This window comes from Variovorax sp. LjRoot84 (assembly GCF_964254305.1).
GTDB lineage: Bacteria > Pseudomonadota > Gammaproteobacteria > Burkholderiales > Burkholderiaceae_C > Variovorax.
Genome location: NZ_CAXUTE020000001.1, coordinates 987,963 through 1,003,183, shown reverse-complemented (window position 1 = coordinate 1,003,183; position 15,221 = coordinate 987,963). Strand labels below are relative to the sequence as shown.

At 66.1% G+C, this 15,221-nt stretch carries 18 protein-coding genes; 8 read left to right on the top strand and 10 right to left on the bottom strand.

Going from position 1 to position 15,221, the window contains the following annotated elements; all coding sequences use genetic code 11:
* Nucleotides 1–3: 3 nt before the first annotated feature.
* From ACSQ9I_RS05055 to ACSQ9I_RS05040, 4 genes are all read right to left on the bottom strand, one after another.
* Nucleotides 4–537 carry a chemotaxis protein CheW gene (locus ACSQ9I_RS05055; RefSeq protein WP_093109557.1) on the bottom strand — a complete coding sequence of 178 codons (534 nt, stop codon included), beginning with the start codon at nucleotides 535–537 and terminating at the stop codon, nucleotides 4–6.
* An 18-nt stretch (nucleotides 538–555) separates the two neighbouring features.
* Nucleotides 556–921: a response regulator gene (locus tag ACSQ9I_RS05050; RefSeq protein WP_093109556.1), complete on the bottom strand. Its 366-nt coding sequence runs from the start codon at nucleotides 919–921 to the stop codon at nucleotides 556–558.
* Nucleotides 921–1,319: a response regulator gene (locus ACSQ9I_RS05045; RefSeq protein WP_093109555.1), complete on the bottom strand. Its 399-nt coding sequence runs from the start codon at nucleotides 1,317–1,319 to the stop codon at nucleotides 921–923. Before ACSQ9I_RS05045 ends, ACSQ9I_RS05050 begins: the two co-directional genes overlap by 1 nt.
* Before the next feature lie 77 nt (nucleotides 1,320–1,396).
* A complete protein-coding gene (locus tag ACSQ9I_RS05040; protein WP_093109554.1) occupies nucleotides 1,397–1,567 on the bottom strand; it encodes a rubredoxin in 171 nt (56 codons plus the stop codon).
* 109 nt (nucleotides 1,568–1,676) lie between these two features.
* On the opposite strand from ACSQ9I_RS05040, the gene thiD reads away from it, so the two are divergent.
* From thiD to ACSQ9I_RS05025, 3 genes are read left to right on the top strand one after another with little or no spacing between them, the layout of a single operon-like run.
* Nucleotides 1,677–2,636: a bifunctional hydroxymethylpyrimidine kinase/phosphomethylpyrimidine kinase gene (thiD, locus tag ACSQ9I_RS05035; protein ID WP_093109553.1), complete on the top strand. Its 960-nt coding sequence runs from the start codon at nucleotides 1,677–1,679 to the stop codon at nucleotides 2,634–2,636.
* Nucleotides 2,636–3,931 (top strand): glutamate-1-semialdehyde 2,1-aminomutase, encoded by a 1,296-nt coding sequence (hemL, locus tag ACSQ9I_RS05030; protein WP_436312451.1) that lies wholly within the window; start codon nucleotides 2,636–2,638, stop codon nucleotides 3,929–3,931. The genes thiD and hemL overlap by 1 nt, the downstream gene beginning before the upstream one ends.
* Nucleotides 3,928–4,389, top strand: coding sequence for a hypothetical protein (locus ACSQ9I_RS05025; RefSeq protein WP_436312450.1), 462 nt, complete (start codon nucleotides 3,928–3,930; stop codon nucleotides 4,387–4,389). The genes hemL and ACSQ9I_RS05025 overlap by 4 nt, the downstream gene beginning before the upstream one ends.
* Nucleotides 4,390–4,407: 18 nt before the next feature.
* On the opposite strand, the gene purH is transcribed toward ACSQ9I_RS05025, so the two are convergent.
* The 3 genes from purH to dusB are packed head-to-tail and all read right to left on the bottom strand — an operon-like array spanning nucleotide 4,408 to nucleotide 7,307.
* The gene (gene purH, locus ACSQ9I_RS05020) at nucleotides 4,408–5,979 is read right to left on the bottom strand and encodes a bifunctional phosphoribosylaminoimidazolecarboxamide formyltransferase/IMP cyclohydrolase (RefSeq protein ID WP_436312449.1); all 1,572 of its coding nucleotides are present in this window, start codon (nucleotides 5,977–5,979) and stop codon (nucleotides 4,408–4,410) included.
* Nucleotides 5,980–5,985: 6 nt separating this feature from the next.
* On the bottom strand, nucleotides 5,986–6,222 hold the full coding sequence (locus tag ACSQ9I_RS05015) for a Fis family transcriptional regulator (RefSeq protein WP_028259705.1): 237 nt from the start codon (nucleotides 6,220–6,222) through the stop codon (nucleotides 5,986–5,988).
* A 29-nt stretch (nucleotides 6,223–6,251) separates the two neighbouring features.
* Nucleotides 6,252–7,307, bottom strand: a complete 1,056-nt coding sequence (gene dusB / locus ACSQ9I_RS05010; RefSeq protein ID WP_436293759.1) for a tRNA dihydrouridine synthase DusB — start codon at nucleotides 7,305–7,307, stop codon at nucleotides 6,252–6,254.
* A 168-nt stretch (nucleotides 7,308–7,475) separates the two neighbouring features.
* Here dusB and ACSQ9I_RS05005 point away from each other — a divergent pair, with 168 nt between their 5' ends.
* The gene (locus ACSQ9I_RS05005; RefSeq protein WP_093109550.1) at nucleotides 7,476–7,946 is read left to right on the top strand and encodes a YqaA family protein; all 471 of its coding nucleotides are present in this window, start codon (nucleotides 7,476–7,478) and stop codon (nucleotides 7,944–7,946) included.
* A 13-nt stretch (nucleotides 7,947–7,959) separates the two neighbouring features.
* Here the strand turns inward: ACSQ9I_RS05005 and ACSQ9I_RS05000 are convergent, their stop codons facing one another.
* The 3 genes from ACSQ9I_RS05000 to ACSQ9I_RS04990 are packed head-to-tail and all read right to left on the bottom strand — an operon-like array spanning nucleotide 7,960 to nucleotide 10,686.
* Nucleotides 7,960–8,634, bottom strand: a complete 675-nt coding sequence (locus ACSQ9I_RS05000; RefSeq protein ID WP_436302888.1) for a glutathione S-transferase — start codon at nucleotides 8,632–8,634, stop codon at nucleotides 7,960–7,962.
* A gap of 22 nt (nucleotides 8,635–8,656) precedes the next feature.
* Nucleotides 8,657–9,748, bottom strand: coding sequence for a redox-regulated ATPase YchF (ychF, locus tag ACSQ9I_RS04995; protein WP_436312448.1), 1,092 nt, complete (start codon nucleotides 9,746–9,748; stop codon nucleotides 8,657–8,659).
* Between the two features lie 56 nt (nucleotides 9,749–9,804).
* Entirely contained in the window at nucleotides 9,805–10,686 is an 882-nt protein-coding gene (locus ACSQ9I_RS04990) for an MOSC domain-containing protein (RefSeq protein ID WP_093109547.1), read from the bottom strand.
* A gap of 77 nt (nucleotides 10,687–10,763) precedes the next feature.
* On the opposite strand from ACSQ9I_RS04990, the gene ACSQ9I_RS04985 reads away from it, so the two are divergent.
* The 4 genes from ACSQ9I_RS04985 to ACSQ9I_RS04970 are packed head-to-tail and all read left to right on the top strand — an operon-like array spanning nucleotide 10,764 to nucleotide 15,220.
* The gene (locus ACSQ9I_RS04985) at nucleotides 10,764–11,873 is read left to right on the top strand and encodes an FAD-dependent monooxygenase (RefSeq protein WP_436302887.1); all 1,110 of its coding nucleotides are present in this window, start codon (nucleotides 10,764–10,766) and stop codon (nucleotides 11,871–11,873) included.
* Between the two features lie 23 nt (nucleotides 11,874–11,896).
* Nucleotides 11,897–12,613, top strand: coding sequence for a DsbC family protein (locus ACSQ9I_RS04980; protein WP_436312447.1), 717 nt, complete (start codon nucleotides 11,897–11,899; stop codon nucleotides 12,611–12,613).
* Nucleotides 12,613–14,406, top strand: a complete 1,794-nt coding sequence (locus ACSQ9I_RS04975) for a M61 family metallopeptidase (RefSeq protein ID WP_436312446.1) — start codon at nucleotides 12,613–12,615, stop codon at nucleotides 14,404–14,406. The genes ACSQ9I_RS04980 and ACSQ9I_RS04975 overlap by 1 nt, the downstream gene beginning before the upstream one ends.
* Before the next feature lie 34 nt (nucleotides 14,407–14,440).
* Nucleotides 14,441–15,220: an enoyl-CoA hydratase gene (locus ACSQ9I_RS04970; protein ID WP_436312445.1), complete on the top strand. Its 780-nt coding sequence runs from the start codon at nucleotides 14,441–14,443 to the stop codon at nucleotides 15,218–15,220.
* Nucleotide 15,221 lies beyond the last annotated feature (1 nt).

Here is a 15,221-nt window from a genome sequence, read left to right as displayed (position 1 = left end):
CGCTCAGGCGCCGATGCTCAAAAATTGAGGTTGCTGGGATAGCGCCTGCAGGTTGATTTCCTGCCAGCGCCCGCCGGCGGCGTCGGTGTACGAATGTCCCAGCCAGGCCGGGGCGTCGCCATCCGGGGCCTGCGATTCGGTGAAGGCTTCGACGCCGCGCAGACCGACCAGCCGGTCGATCAGCAAGGCGCAATTGACTTCAAGCATCTCGTTGAGTGCAACGAGGCGTGATTGGGCGCGCGCCGCTTCGCTCTGCACGGGTGCGGCGGCCGAGCCCGAGGCGAAAGTGGAAAGCTGCACGATGCCGTACAGCCCGCCGCGCAGGTTGGCAACGCCCAGGAACCAAGGCTCGGTGTACGGCACGGCCTGCGGGGGCGTCCACGGAAAAATCTCGCCGGCGTGGCCGAGCGGAAACAGGTACTTCGACTCGCCCGCCTCCACGGCGAGCCACGAAGCGGAAACGCCCGAGGTGCGCGCCGCCTGCAGGCGGCTGGCAAGCCGGGACTGGAATGCGCGGAGAGCGTCGCGGTTGGCCATGTACGGAAAACTGTCGGATCAGGCGAGCGCGCTGATCTTTGCCATCAGCTCGGCGGCATTGACCGGCTTCACGATGTAGTCGCGGGCACCCTGGCGCATGCCCCAGAGGCGATCGGTTTCCTGGTTCTTGCTCGTGCACATGATGATCGGCACCGATGCGTATTGCGGATTGCGGGCGATCGCGCGCGTGAGCTGGAAGCCGTTCTGGCCCGGCATCACAATGTCCATGAGGATCAGGTCGGGCTGCTCCTCCTCGAGCCGGCGCATCGCGTCCTCGGCATTCTCGGCGGTTTTCACCGAAAAGCCGTTCTTTTGAAGAAGTTCGGTGAGAAAGATCAATTCCGTCTTGGAATCGTCGACCACGAGTACCTTGCGAATAGCCATTACTGCACTTCCTGCGAAACGATGCCGAACTGCTGCACAGCCTGGAGCAGTTGGTCTTTGGTGAAGGGTTTGGTGAGATAGTCCTGCGAGCCGACCATGCGGCCGCGCGCCTTGTCGAACACGCCATCCTTGGAGGAGAGCATCACGACCGGGACATTGGAAAAATGGGCGTTGCGCTTGATGATGGCGCAGGTCTGATAACCGTCGAGGCGCGGCATGAGGATGTCGCAGAAGATGAGGTGCGGCTTGTGATCATTGACTTTCGACAATGCGTCGAACCCGTCTTCGGCCAGCAGGACCTCGTGGCCTCCCTGCTTGAGGAAGATCTCGGCGCTGCGCCGAATGGTGTTGCTGTCGTCGATGACGAGCACCTTGTAACCCGATCCATTCGCGCTCATTCGCACGCTCCTTTAATACCCCGATGACCGCAACGCCCTCGACGAGGGACGCAAAGAAGCACGCCCTATGCCATGCTTCAGATTTCAACCATTTCGAAGTCTTCCTTGCGCGCCCCGCATTCGGGACAGGTCCAGTTCATCGGAACATCTGCCCATGCCGTGCCGGGCGCAATACCATCTTCTGGCACTCCCACCGCTTCGTCGTAGATCCACCCGCAAATCAGGCACATCCAGGTTTTCGTATTCATCGCAGCTTAAAGTCCCTGTTCATAGAATGCAACGATCGTATCCAAACGTATCAACAAAACCCGTGACAAGCGTCTCAGATATGCCACCATCTGGTGAGCCCTGTGGCGTATGACAACTTTCCTACTACCACCAGAGCACGACCGCAAAGTGAGCGATCTTACCGACCCCCCGAACGATGAAACCGCCGAAAGCGAGTTGAATCCGCCGTGCGTGCTGGTCTTCAACGCGAGCGATCCGAGCGGAGCCGGCGGCCTGGGCTGCGATGCCCTGGCCATGGCATCAGTCGGCGCCCACATGCTGCCGGTCGTGACCGGCGCCTACGCGCGCGACACCGCTGAAATTTTCGATCACTTCACCTTCGATGAGGAGGCCGTCGCCGAACAGGCGCGTGCCATTCTCGAAGACGTGGAGGTCCAGCTCATCAAGGTGGGCTTCGTCGGCTCGCCCGAGAACCTCAGCACCGTGGCCGAGACCGCGACGGACTATCCCGAAGTGCCGGTGGTCGCCTACATGCCCAACCTCTCCTGGTGGGAAGACACGCAGATCGAGGCCTATCTCGATGCGTTTCGCGAGCTCGTGCTGCCGCAGACGACCGTGCTGGTCGGCAACCACAGCACGTTGTGGCGATGGCTGCTGCCGGACTGGGCCGGCGAGCGCCCGCCCACCGCGCGCGACATCGCCAAGGCGGCCGGCGAAGTCGGCGTGCCCTACACGCTGGTGACCGGGCTGGTCCTGCCCGATCAGTTCATCGACAACGTGCTGGCATCGCCGCAGTCGGTGCTAGCGAGCGAGAAGTACGAGCGCCTCGATGCCGTGTTCGCCGGCGCGGGCGACACGCTCTCCGCCGCGCTGGCCGCGCTGCTCGCCAGCGGCACCGACCTGGTCGCGGCCACCACCGAAGCGCTGAGCTACATGGACCGCTGTCTCGATGCCGGCTTCCGCCCCGGCATGGGCCACGTGCTGCCCGATCGCCTGTTCTGGGCTCAGCCCGAGGACGATGAAGACAACGACGACGATCCCGCCTCTCCCACTGACTTTGCCCTGCCTCCACACGACACTCGCCACTGATGCCACACGCCACCGACAAGAACGACATCCTCTTCGAGCGCGCCCGCGCCGTGATTCCAGGCGGGGTCAACTCGCCCGTGCGCGCCTTCAGGGCCGTCGGCGGCACGCCGCGCTTTGTCAAGCGCGCGCAGGGCGCCTACTTCTGGGATGCCGCGGACCAGCGCTACATCGACTACATCGGCTCCTGGGGACCGATGATCCTGGGCCACGGCCATCCCGCAGTGGTCGATGCGGTACAGCGCGCCGTGACAGAGGGCTTCTCCTTCGGCGCACCGACCGAGCGCGAGATCGAACTCGCCGAAGCCATCCTGGCACTCGTGCCGTCGATGGAGATGGTGCGCCTCGTGAGCTCCGGCACCGAAGCCGCGATGAGCGCGCTGCGCCTGGCGCGCGGCGCGACCGGGCGCAAGCACATCATCAAGTTCGAAGGCTGCTACCACGGTCACGCCGATGCGCTGCTGGTCAAGGCCGGCTCGGGCCTCGCGACCTTCGGCAACCCGACCTCGGCCGGCGTGCCGCCCGAGGTGGTGCAGCACACGCTGGTCCTCGAATACAACAACCTCGCGCAGCTCGAGGAAGCCTTCACGCTGCATGGCCACGAGATCGCCTGCCTGATGATCGAGGCGATCGCCGGCAACATGAACTTCGTGCGCGCGAGCGCCGCCTTCGCCCAGCGCTGCCGCGAGCTCTGCACGAAGCACGGCGCGCTGCTGGTGTTCGACGAGGTCATGACCGGCTTCCGCGTCGGCCTGCAGGGCGCCCAGGGCGTGCTGGGCATCACGCCCGACCTCACGGTGCTGGGCAAGGTGATCGGCGGCGGCATGCCGCTCGCGGCCTTCGGCGGGCCGCGCGCGATCATGGAACAGCTCGCGCCGCTCGGGCCCGTGTACCAGGCCGGCACGCTCTCCGGCAACCCGGTGGCCACGGCCTGCGGCCTCGCGACATTGAAGGAAGTGGCCAGGCCCGGCTTCTTCGACGCGCTGTCACACAAGACCCGTACGCTGGTCGACGGGCTGAAGTCGGCCGCCGCGGCGGAAGGCATCGCCTTCAGCGCCGACAGCGAAGGCGGCATGTTCGGCTTCTTCCTGCTCGATGCGCTGCCGCAGAACTACAGCACGGTCATGACCACCGACAACACGAAATTCAATGCCCTGTTCCACGGCCTGCTCGACCGCGGCGTCTACATAGCGCCGGCGCTGTACGAGGCCGGCTTCGTGAGCGCGGCCCACAGCGACGAAGACATTGCCGCAACCGTCGAGGCGGCGCGCCAAATCTTCAAGACGCTGCGCGCATGAGACTCCGCAGCTTGCTGCCCTGGCTGGTCCTCGCGCCCGGCCTGGCCTTCGCGCAGGCCGATATCGGCAAGGCCTGGTTCAACGCCGGCTTCTACTCCCATCACTTCGACCGCGACAAGGGGCTGGCGGACGGCAACCCCGGCCTCGGCATCGAATGGCCGCTCGACGAGACCTACTCGCTCACCGCCGGCCTGTTCCGCAACAGCGACCGCGAGCGCTCGCATTACGTCGGGCTATACGTCATGCCCTTGGAGTTCCATGGCGTGAAGTTCGGCGCCGTGGTCGGCGCCTTCGACGGCTACCCGCGGTCCAACAACGGCGGCTGGTTTCCGGCGCTGATCCCGACCGCGGCCATCGAAGGCAAGAACTGGGGGCTCAACATCGCCATCGTTCCCAACATCAGGAACCGCCTCTACGGCGCGATGAGCTTCCAGCTCAAGTACCGCTTCGGAGCCTAGGGCCTGCTAACAGGCCCTCTAGTGCCTGAAATGGCGCACGCCTGACAGCACCATGACCACGCCGCGTTCGTCCGCGGCATCGATCACCTCCTGATCGCGCATCGAGCCGCCGGGCTGGATCACGCAACTCGCGCCGGCATCGACCACCACGTCGAGCCCGTCGCGGAACGGAAAGAAGGCGTCGCTCGCGACCGCCGTGCCTTGCAGCGACAAGCCCGCGTGCTGCGCCTTGATGCTCGCGATGCGCGCCGAATCGAGCCGGCTCATCTGGCCGGCGCCGACACCCATGGTCATGCCGTCGGCGCAGAACACGATCGCGTTGCTCTTGACGAACTTCGCGACCTTCCATGCGAACAGAAGATCCTGCAGCTGCTGCGGCGTGGGTTGCTTCTTGCTCACCACCTTGAGCTCGTCGATCGAGAGCTCGCGGTTGTCGGCGGTCTGCATCAGGAGGCCAGAACCGATGCGCTTCACGTCCACCGCGTTGCGGCCGTTGTCCCAGTCGCTGGTGCCGCCCGGCGGCAGCGCGATCTCCAGGATGCGCACATTGACCTTGCTCTTGAACACCTCGAGCGCCTCCGGCGCATAGCCCGGCGCCATCAGCACTTCGACGAACTGCTTGCTCACAGCTTCGGCCGCGGCACGGTCCACCGGCCGGTTGAAGGCGATGATGCCGCCGAAGGCCGAGGTCGGATCCGTCTTGAAGGCCTTGGCGTAAGCCTCGTGTGCATCCTTGCCCACGGCAACGCCGCAGGGGTTGGCATGCTTGACGATCACGCATGCCGGCGTGTCGAAGCTCTTCGCGCACTCCCAGGCCGCATCGGCATCGGCGATGTTGTTGTAGCTGAGCTCCTTGCCCTGCAGCTGCTTCGCCGTGACCAGCGAACCGGGCGCGGGGTACAGGTCGCGGTAGAACGCGGCCTGCTGGTGCGGGTTCTCGCCGTAGCGCAGGTCCTGCAGCTTGATGAAGCGGCCGTTGCTCTGCGCCGGGAAGAGCGCATGGCTGCCGTCGCCCTGAATGCCCGAGAGGTAGTCGCTGATCGCGCCGTCGTACTGACTGATGCGGTTGAAGGCGGCGACGGAGAAGGCGAACCTGGTCTTGTCGCTGAGCTTGCCGTCGGCCTTGAGCTCGGCCAGTGCCTGCGGGTATTGCGCCGCGTCGGTCAGCACGCCGACGTCCTTCCAGTTCTTCGCCGCGCTGCGCACCATGGCCGGGCCGCCGATGTCGATGTTCTCGATCGCGTCCTCCAAGGTGCAGCCGGGTTTGGCCACCGTGGCTTCGAAGGGATAGAGGTTGACCACCAACAGGTCGATGGTGTCGATGCCGTGCGCCTTCAGCGCCGCCATGTGCGCCGGCACGTCGCGCCGCGCCAGCAGGCCGCCATGCACCTTGGGATGCAGCGTCTTCACGCGGCCGTCGAGCATCTCGGGAAAGCCGGTGAGCTCGGCCACTTCGGTCACCGGCAGGCCGGCATCGGCCAGCAGCTTGGCGGTGCCGCCGGTCGAGAACAGGCGGATGTCCAGCGCGTGGAGCGCCTGCGCGAATTCGAGGATGCCGGTCTTGTCGGAAACGGAAATCAGTGCATTCATCAAGGACTACTTCAGGAGTTTGTGTTCGACCAGCTTTTTTCGAAGCGTGTTGCGATTCAGGCCCAACCACTGCGCGGCCTTGGACTGGTTGCCTTCGGCCCGCGTCATCACGACGTCGAGCAAGGGTTTCTCCACCACGCGCACCAGCATCTCGTACATGCCGTCGGGTTCGGTGCCGCGCAGGTCACGGAAATAACTGTCCAGACTGTTGCGCACGCAGTCTTCGATATGTTTCTTGCTCATGGCCCTCTTCTCTTCTTCTGTTCTTCAATTCATGCAGGCACTTCGGCTGCCTGCTCATCCCTTTGCGCTTGCGCGTCATCGGCGACCGGAATGCGATCCATCCGTGCGGCCAGCGTGTCGAAAAAATCGGCCACCGCGGCGAGTTGCGCGTCGCAGTCCTCGATGGTGTTCATCCGGCCCCTGAATTCCTCGCCGCCGGGCAGCGTGCGGACGTACCAGCCGATGTGTTTGCGCGCGGTGCGAACACCGCTGTAGTCGCCATAGAGCGCGTAGTGCTGCTGCAGATGGTCGAGCATGAGGCGGCGCACCTCGGCCACGAGCGGCGGCGCGAGCTGCGTTCCGGTCGCGAGGAAGTGCGCGATCTCGCGAAAGATCCACGGCCGTCCCTGCGCGGCGCGGCCCACCATCACGGCGTCGGCGCCAGTGAGTGCGAACACTTCACGCGCTTTCTCGGGCGAGTCGACGTCGCCGTTGGCGACCACCGGCACGCGCACGGCCGCCTTGACGGCCGCAATGGTGTCGTATTCGGCCTGGCCCTTGTAGCCCTGCTCGCGCGTGCGGCCGTGCACCGTGAGCATCTGCACGCCGGCCGCTTCGAAGCGGCGCGCCAGCGCCACCGCGTTGCGATGGTCTTCGCTCCAGCCGGTGCGCATCTTGAGCGTGACCGGGACCTTGTGCGGCATCGCAGCACGGACCACCGCCTCGACGATCTCGAGCGCCAGCGGCTCGTCGCGCATCAGCGCCGACCCGGCCCACTTGTTGCAGACCTTCTTGGCCGGGCAGCCCATATTGATGTCGATGATCTGGGCGCCGCGCTCGATGTTGTATTGCGCCGCCTCGGCCATCATGGCTGCATCGGTGCCGGCGATCTGCACCGCAATGGGGCCCGGTTCGCCATCGTGGTTCGCGCGGCGCGAGGTCTTGAGCGAACCCCACAGCTCCTTGCGCGAAGTGACCATCTCGCTCACCGCGTAGCCCGCACCGAGTTCGCGGCACAGCATGCGGAAGGGCCGGTCGGTGACGCCCGCCATGGGCGCAACGAACAGCCGGTTTTCCAGCGCGATGTTACCGATCTGCAGGGTCATGGAGGGAAAGTTGGCACGCGCCTGGCTGCTGAAAAATGAGGCACGATTGTAGCGGCGCGAAGCGAGAGGCGCTGAAACGATTTGCGATTTCATCGAGTTTCATCGCGCACGCGGACAGCGTATACGCCGACGCTGCATAACACCGCGCCTTTCTATACTCCGGCGCACATGCAAGCCTGGCTCGACTCACTCTTTGCGCTTCTTGCGCTGCCGCAATTCGGGCTCAGCACCCTCTTCGTTGCTGCCTTCGTGTCGGCGACCCTGTTGCCGGTCGGCTCCGAGCCGGTGCTGTTCGGACTGCTCAAGCTCAATCCCGAAATGTTCTGGTCCGCGGTCGGCGTCGCGACGATCGGCAACACCTTGGGCGGCATCGTGGACTGGTGGATCGGCTACGGCGCACACAAGGTGGCCGACAAGTATTCGCACTCCAAGCACCATCTGCGTGTGCTCGGCTGGCTGGAACACCTGGGGCCCAAGGCTTGTCTGCTGGCCTGGCTGCCGATCGTCGGCGATCCGCTCTGCGCGGTCGCGGGCTGGCTCCGGCTCTCGTTCTGGCCTTGCGTGATCTACATGGCGATCGGCAAGTTCGCGCGCTATGTCACGATGACGATTGCCCTTCTCTACATCTGGCCAAATTGAGGCGGCCGCGCCATCAGGTCAAGAGCCCGTACGGCCCGCCACGCTCGAGCGCGCGCATGTAGGCCGGCCGTGTATGGATGCGCTCCAGATAAGCCATGAGCTTGGGCCGCGACGCGTCGAGCCCGCCGCGCGCCAACGCGGCTTCCACCGGAAAACTCATCTGGATGTCGGCGCCCGAAAACGCATTGCCGGCAAACCATTTGCTCTTGCCGAGTTCGCCTTCCATGAAATCCAGATGGCTCTTGATGTTCGGCATGATGAAGGCGGCCTTGGCCTTGCCCGCGATCGCCTTCGCGATCGGCTTGGCGAAGAAGGGCATCTTCGCCTTCTCGATCTGGTCGAACATCAGCTTCAGCAGGAGCGGCGGCATCGCCGAGCCTTCGGCGTAGTGCAGCCAGTAGCGGTAGCGCAGCGCTTCGGTCGTGCCCGCCGCCGGCGCGAGGCGGCCATTGCCGTAGCGCTCGATCAGCGTCTCGACGACCGCACCCGACTCCGCGAGCGTGAGGCCTTCGTCGGTCGTCACCACCGGCGACTTGCCCAGCGGATGCACCGCGCGCAAGGTGGGCGGCGCGAGCATGGTCTTGGGATCGCGCTGATAGTGAACGATCTCGTAGGGGAGCTCGAGTTCTTCGAGCAGCCAGAGTACGCGTTGCGAACGGGAGTTGTTGAGGTGGTGGACTGTGATCATGGCGAGCTGAAGTGCGAACGGGTCAGGAGCTGAACAGGAAGTTCATCACATCCCCGTCCTTGACCACGTACTCCTTGCCTTCCGCCCGCATCTTCCCGGCATCCTTCGACCCCTGCTCGCCCTTGAAGGCGATGAAGTCGTTGAAGGCGATGGTCTGGGCGCGGATGTAGCCCTTCTCGAAATCGGTGTGGATCACGCCGGCCGCCTGCGGGCCGGTGTCGCCGACGTGGATGGTCCACGCGCGCACTTCCTTCACGCCGGCGGTGAAGTAGGTCTGCAGGCCCAGCAGCGTGTAAGCCGCGCGGATCAGGCGATTGAGGCCCGGCTCTTCCTGGCCGATCTCGGCAAGGAACATCTTCTTGTCTTCTTCGTCCATGTCGGCCAGCTCGGCTTCGATCTTGGCGCAGATGGCGACCACGGGCGCGTTCTGCGCGGTGGCGTATTCGCGCAGCCGGTCGAGGAAGGGGTTGTTCTCGAAGCCGTCCTCGGCCACGTTGCCGACGAACATCGCGGGCTTGGCGGTGATCAGCGAGAACTGCTTGATCAAGGGCTTGTCTTCCTTGCTGAACTCGATCGCGCGCACCGGCTTGTTCTCGTTCAGCGCGGCCTGGCATTTCTCCAGCAGCGCGACCAGCTTGATCGCCTCCTTGTCGCCCGAGCGCGCGGTCTTGGTGTGGCGGTGCAGCGCCTTCTCGACCGTGGCCAGGTCGGCCAGGCACAGCTCGGTCTGGATCACCTCGATGTCGGAGATGGGGTCGACCTTGCCCGCAACGTGGATCACGTTGTCGTCCTCGAAGCAGCGCACCACATTGACGATGGCGTCGGTTTCGCGGATGTGCGCGAGGAACTGGTTGCCCAGGCCTTCGCCCTTGCTGGCGCCGGCCACCAGGCCCGCGATGTCGACGAACTCGACGATGGCCGGCACGATGCGCTCGGGCTTCACGATCTCGCTCAACTGGGCGAGCCGCGGATCGGGCACTTCGACCACGCCGACGTTCGGCTCGATGGTGCAGAAAGGATAGTTCTCGGCCGCGATGCCTGCCTTGGTCAGCGCGTTGAAAAGGGTGGACTTGCCGACGTTGGGCAGGCCGACGATGCCGCACTGGAGACTCATGGCGGGGCTTTCAGAATGCTTTGGGGAACCGGGGATTTTAGGCGCCCGGCCTCGCTTCAGTCGAAGCGCAGGTTTGCGACTACCGTCTGGCCGCGCTTCAGCATGTGCTCCACGCCCTGCAGCACGATCGCATTCATGCCGAAGGTGATGGCGCCGTCGACGCGGGCGTCGGCGCGGTAGGTCCGCAGCATGTCGCCCACTTCGGGGCTGCTTTCGGCCGTGGCCGGGTCGATGTCGGGGATCGAGCAGCGCGAGCAGGGCTTCACCGGTCGAAGTTGCGCCTCGCCCTCGGCGGTCGCGATGTACAGCGTGTCGACGCGGTCCTCGTCGTGCGCCTCGATGCCGGCGAGCACGACGTTGGGTCGGAAGCGCTCGATCCCGACGGCGCCGTGGCCGGCCGCGGCCAGCCGCGCGTTGAGCTCGGCCAGCGAGCCCTCGCTGACCACCAGCAGCGGATAGCCGTCGGCGAACTGGTTGGGTGCCTCGATATCGCCGGTCCATTGGAGGCTCGACAGCCGCTGGTGCTCGGGATCGAAGCGCACCAAGCGCAGCTTCTGCGGCCGGCCCGGCTGCGAGAGGAAGTCGCTGAACCATTGGGCCGCGATGTCGCCCATGTCGTAGGCCGGCACCTCGTCCTTCCACACGCGCACGCGCACCGGCGCTTCGACGCGGTCGAAGGCGATGTGCAGCGCCAGCATGCCGGGTGCGCGCAGCACCATCTCGGAATGCTTCATCTGCGGCCGGATCAGCGCCATGCGCGGCAGCTGGCGCTGGGTGACGAACTCGCCGTTCTCGTCGACCACCATCCAGGCGCGGTCGAACTCCAGGCCGGTCTCGATCAGCAGCGCCTCGGGGAGCTCGACGCCGGCGCAGGACTTGATCGGGTAGACGAACAGGCGGGCGATGGTGGCTTGGAGGTCGAAGTCGGAGGCAGTCACGTGGAGGTCCTTGGGCTGAAGCCGGTGATTGTCCCGCACGACGCCCGCCGGGAAAGGCAGGCTCCTACAATGCCCCGATGGCTCTTCCACCCGAGGTTTGCATTCGCGGCGCCGGCATCGTCGGCCGCACGCTCGCGCTGCTTTTGGCGCGCGAACGCGTTCGCGTGGCGCTGGTGGCGCCGGCCGCGGCCCCCGCGGGGCAGGATGTGCGCGCCTACGCGCTCAATGCGGCCTCGAAGGCGCTGCTCGAATCGCTGCGCGGCTGGCCCGATGCGGCGCATGCCACGCCGGTGCGCGAGATGCTGGTCTACGGCGACGAAGGCGGCCGCGTGCAGTTCCATGCCGCGCGGCAGAAGGTCGAGGCGCTGGCCTGGATCGTCGATGTCCCCGCGCTCGAGCAGCAGTTGAGCGACGCGGTGCGCTTCCAGCCGCGCATCGAGATCGTCGCCGAGCCCGTGCCGGCGCCGCTGACGGTGGTCTGCGAAGGCCGCATCAGCGCCACGCGCGAAACATTGGGCGTGCGCTACGAAGTGACGCGCTATCCGCAACACGCGATCGCGGCGCGGCTCCAGGCCGAAGAGCCGCACGACGGCGCCGCGCGCCAATGGTTCAACGACAAGGGCGAAGTGTTCGCGCTGCTGCCGCTCGGCGACAGGCAGCTCGCGCTGGTGTGGTCGGTCGACCAGCTGCGCGCGCCGGCCCTGCTGGCACAGACGGCCGACGAGTTCAACACCGCGCTGCACGACGCCAGCCACGGTGCGCTCGGTGCGCTGCGGCTCACCAGCGAGCGCGCGGCCTGGCCGCTGCAGCGCGCCATCGCCGACCGCTGGACCGGCCAGTTCGCCGACGGCAGTTCCTGGGCGCTCGCGGGCGATGCCGCGCACACGGTGCATCCGCTTGCAGGCCAGGGCTTGAACCTGGGTCTGGCCGATGCCGCAGCGTTGGCCAACGTGATCAAGGACCGCGACTACTGGCGCAGCGTGGGCGATGCCCGGCTGCTGCGCCGCTACGAGCGGGCCCGCCGCACCGACGTGCTCTCCATGAGTCTGGCCACCGACGGCCTGCAGCAACTCTTCGCGCACAGCGCCGATCCGTTGCCGGCGCTTCGCAACTGGGGCATGCGCGGCTTCGACCGCACGCGGCTCGTCAAGAACTGGATCGCGAAGCAGGCCATGGGCCTGCACTGAATTCCGCCGGAAGAAACAACACCATGAAATTCGCTCCTGCCCTTTTTGCCGCGCTGACTCTGGTCAGCACCCTGAGCGCCAGCGCCAGCGCCGGCGAGGCCGAGATCCGCCAGAACCTCGCTGCGCGCATTCCGCAGTTCGCGAAGATCGACGAGATCACCAAGTCGCCGATGCCCGGCCTCTACGAGGTGCGCATCAACGGCTTCGAGATCTACTACACCGACGAGCAGGGCAACTACCTGTTGCAGGGCAACCTGATCGACGTGAAGGCGCGCCGCAACCTCACCGAAGAGCGGGTCGAGAAACTCAGCGAGGTCGCTTTCGACAAACTGCCCGTGAAGGATGCCTTCAAGATCGTGCGCGGCAACGGCAAGCGCAAGCTGGCGGTGTTCGAGGATCCGAACTGCGGCTACTGCAAGCAGTTCGAGCGCGACCTGACCAAGGTCGACAACGTGACCATCCATCTCTTTCTCTATCCGGTGCTGGGGCCGGACTCGGTCGTGAAGTCGCGCAACATCTGGTGCGCCAAGGACAAGGCCCGTGCCTGGACCGACTGGATGGTGCGCGGCGTCGCGCCCGAGACCGCCGAATGCGACACCAGCGCGCTCAACCGCAACCGCGAGTTCGGCCAGAAATACAACATCACCGGCACGCCCACGCTGATCTTTAGCAACGGCACGCGCGCGCCGGGCGCGATCCCGGCCGAACAGGTCGAAAAACAACTCGCCGCTGCCAACTGATGGCGGCGCCGGCCATCCACTACCGCGTCGAATGCGCGGACCGCAACGCGCACCTGTTCGCCGTCACGCTGACCATCGAGCGGCCTGCCGCGCAGCAGCGCGTCGCATTGCCGGTCTGGATTCCGGGCAGCTACCTGGTGCGCGAATTCGCGAAGAACCTGCAGCAGTTGCAGGCATCGCAGGGTCGGCGCAAGCGGGCCCTGCAGCAACTCGACAAGCACAGCTGGCAGATCGATTGCGCGCCGGGCAAGCCCCTGGTGCTGCGCTACCAGGTCTGCGCCTACGACAACTCGGTGCGCACCGCGTGGCTCGATCGCGACCGCGGCTTCTTCAACGGAACCAGCCTGTGCCTTCGCGTCGAAGGCCAGACTGATGGGCCGCACGCGATCGAGGTGCTGGCGCCGCCGCTCTTGGCGCCGGGCGAGCGCTGGTCGTGCGCGACGGCGCTGAAGCCCGCCAAGGTCGACCGCCGGGGCTTCGGCAGCTACCTCGCCGCCGACTATGACGAGCTGGCCGACAGCCCGGTCGAGATGGGCATGTTCTGGAGCGCCGAGTTCGAGGCCTGCGGCGTGCCGCATCGCTTCGTGGTCGCAGGCGCGCCCGCTTCTTTCGACGGCGAACGGCTGATCGCCGACACGCGTGCCATCTGCGAGACGCAGATGCGCTTCTGGCACGGCGACAAGGTCGGCAAGCGCGGCGGGTCCAAGCCGCCGCATGACCGCTACGTCTTCATGCTCAACGCGGTGGATGACGGCTACGGCGGCCTCGAGCACCGGCACTCGACGGCGCTGATCTGCACCCGCCGCGACCTGCCCCAGCTCGCCGTCAAGAAACAGCCCGAGGGCTACACCACGCTGCTCGGGCTGATCAGCCACGAGTACTTCCACACCTGGAACGTGAAGCGCCTGCGACCCGCCGAGTTCGCGCGCTACGACTACGGACAGGAGAACTACACCCACCTGCTGTGGCTGTTCGAGGGCTTCACCAGCTACTACGACGACCTGCTGCTGCGCCGCGCCGGCCGCATCGACGACACCGGCTACCTGCGCCTCGTCAACAAGACCATCAACCAAGTGCTGCAGGCGCCGGGCCGGCTGGTGCAGTCGGTGGCCGCCGCGAGCTTCGATGCCTGGATCAAGTACTACCGGCAAGACGAGCAGACGGCCAACACCACGATCAGCTACTACACCAAGGGCGCGCTGGTGGCGCTGTGCTTCGACCTCACGCTGCGCGCCGAAGGCAAGGGCTCGCTCGACGAGGTGATGCGGCTCTTGTGGAAGAAAAGCAGCGGCGGACCGATCGACGAAGCCGCCTTCGCCGCCGCGCTCGAAGCCGTTGGTGGGCGCTCCTTCGTCGAGGAGATCGCGAGCTGGGTCCACTCGACCGAGGAACTGCCCCTGGCCGATCTGCTGCGCAGCCACGGCGTCGTCGCGCTCGAAGACCCTGCGCAGCGGGCGCAGGAACTCGGCCTGCGCGTGGCCGAGGCGAACGGCAGCGTGCAAGTCAAGATGGTGCTGCGCGGCGGCGCGGCCGAGCAGGCCGGCTTCTCGGCCAACGACGAATGGATCGGCATCGAGCTCGGCGCCTCCAAGGGCCACAAGGCGCAGGGCTGGCGGCTCGGCAAGCTCGATGACTTGGCGCTTTATCTCGGGCCGCTGAAGAAGATCACGGCACTCGTCGCGCGCGACCGGCGGCTGCTGCGCCTGCCGCTCACGCTGCCTGGCGACGTGACGACCTGGCGCCTCGCCGCGCAGGACCCGGCCAAATTGACGCGCTGGCTCGATCCGCAGTAAGACCTTCCCCTCTGTTCGTTTCAAGGAGACCCGCATGAGCTACGAGAACATCGAAGTCCGCACCGAGGCCGGCAAGATCGGCATCGTGACGCTGAACCGCCCCAAGGCGCTGAACGCGCTCAACGATGCGCTGATGACCGAGCTCGGCAATGCGCTCAAGGCCTTCGACGCCGACGAGGCGATCGGCTGCATCATCGTCACCGGCAGCGAGCGTGCCTTCGCCGCGGGCGCCGACATCGGCGCCATGGCCACTTACAGCTTCACCGACGTCTACAAGGGCGACTACATCACGCGCAACTGGGAAACCATCCGCAGCGTGCGCAAGCCGGTGATCGCGGCCGTGAGCGGCTTCGCGCTCGGCGGCGGCTGCGAGCTCGCGATGATGTGCGACTTCATCATCGCGGCCGACAACGCGAAGTTCGGCCAGCCCGAGATCAAGCTCGGCGTGATCCCGGGCGCCGGCGGCACGCAGCGCCTGCCGCGCGCGGTGGGCAAGGCCAAGGCGATGGACATGGCCCTGACCGGCCGCATGATGGACGCCGCCGAGGCCGAGCGCTCCGGGCTGGTGAGCCGCGTCGTGCCCTACGACAAGCTCATGGACGAGGCGCTGGGCGCCGCGCTGGTGATCGCCGACTTCTCGCAGGTCGCGGTGATGGCGGCCAAGGAGTCGGTCAACCGCGCCTTCGAGAGCAGCCTCGCGGACGGCGTGATGTTCGAGCGCCGCCTGTTCCACGCGCTCTTCGCCACTGCCGACCAGAAGGAAGGCATGGACGCCTTCGTGAACAAGCGCAAGGCCGCGTTCAAGCACCAGTAAG

Excerpts from the sequence above, each read along its gene's own strand:
- ACSQ9I_RS05055 (WP_093109557.1), bottom strand. The coding sequence starts at position 537 with ATGGCCAACCGCGACGCTCTCCGCGCATTCCAGTCCCGGCTTGCCAGC.
- ACSQ9I_RS05040 (WP_093109554.1), bottom strand. The coding sequence starts at position 1,567 with ATGAATACGAAAACCTGGATGTGCCTGATTTGCGGGTGGATCTACGAC.
- ACSQ9I_RS05045 (WP_093109555.1), bottom strand. The coding sequence starts at position 1,319 with ATGAGCGCGAATGGATCGGGTTACAAGGTGCTCGTCATCGACGACAGC.
- ACSQ9I_RS05015 (WP_028259705.1), bottom strand. The coding sequence starts at position 6,222 with ATGAGCAAGAAACATATCGAAGACTGCGTGCGCAACAGTCTGGACAGT.
- ACSQ9I_RS04985 (WP_436302887.1), top strand. The coding sequence starts at position 10,764 with ATGGCTCTTCCACCCGAGGTTTGCATTCGCGGCGCCGGCATCGTCGGC.
- ACSQ9I_RS05005 (WP_093109550.1), top strand. The coding sequence starts at position 7,476 with ATGCAAGCCTGGCTCGACTCACTCTTTGCGCTTCTTGCGCTGCCGCAA.
- thiD (WP_093109553.1), top strand. The coding sequence starts at position 1,677 with ATGACAACTTTCCTACTACCACCAGAGCACGACCGCAAAGTGAGCGAT.
- ACSQ9I_RS05050 (WP_093109556.1), bottom strand. The coding sequence starts at position 921 with ATGGCTATTCGCAAGGTACTCGTGGTCGACGATTCCAAGACGGAATTG.
- dusB (WP_436293759.1), bottom strand. The coding sequence starts at position 7,307 with ATGACCCTGCAGATCGGTAACATCGCGCTGGAAAACCGGCTGTTCGTT.
- ACSQ9I_RS05025 (WP_436312450.1), top strand. The coding sequence starts at position 3,928 with ATGAGACTCCGCAGCTTGCTGCCCTGGCTGGTCCTCGCGCCCGGCCTG.
- ACSQ9I_RS04970 (WP_436312445.1), top strand. The coding sequence starts at position 14,441 with ATGAGCTACGAGAACATCGAAGTCCGCACCGAGGCCGGCAAGATCGGC.
- ychF (WP_436312448.1), bottom strand. The coding sequence starts at position 9,748 with ATGAGTCTCCAGTGCGGCATCGTCGGCCTGCCCAACGTCGGCAAGTCC.
- ACSQ9I_RS05000 (WP_436302888.1), bottom strand. The coding sequence starts at position 8,634 with ATGATCACAGTCCACCACCTCAACAACTCCCGTTCGCAACGCGTACTC.
- hemL (WP_436312451.1), top strand. The coding sequence starts at position 2,636 with ATGCCACACGCCACCGACAAGAACGACATCCTCTTCGAGCGCGCCCGC.
- ACSQ9I_RS04975 (WP_436312446.1), top strand. The coding sequence starts at position 12,613 with ATGGCGGCGCCGGCCATCCACTACCGCGTCGAATGCGCGGACCGCAAC.
- purH (WP_436312449.1), bottom strand. The coding sequence starts at position 5,979 with ATGAATGCACTGATTTCCGTTTCCGACAAGACCGGCATCCTCGAATTC.
- ACSQ9I_RS04980 (WP_436312447.1), top strand. The coding sequence starts at position 11,897 with ATGAAATTCGCTCCTGCCCTTTTTGCCGCGCTGACTCTGGTCAGCACC.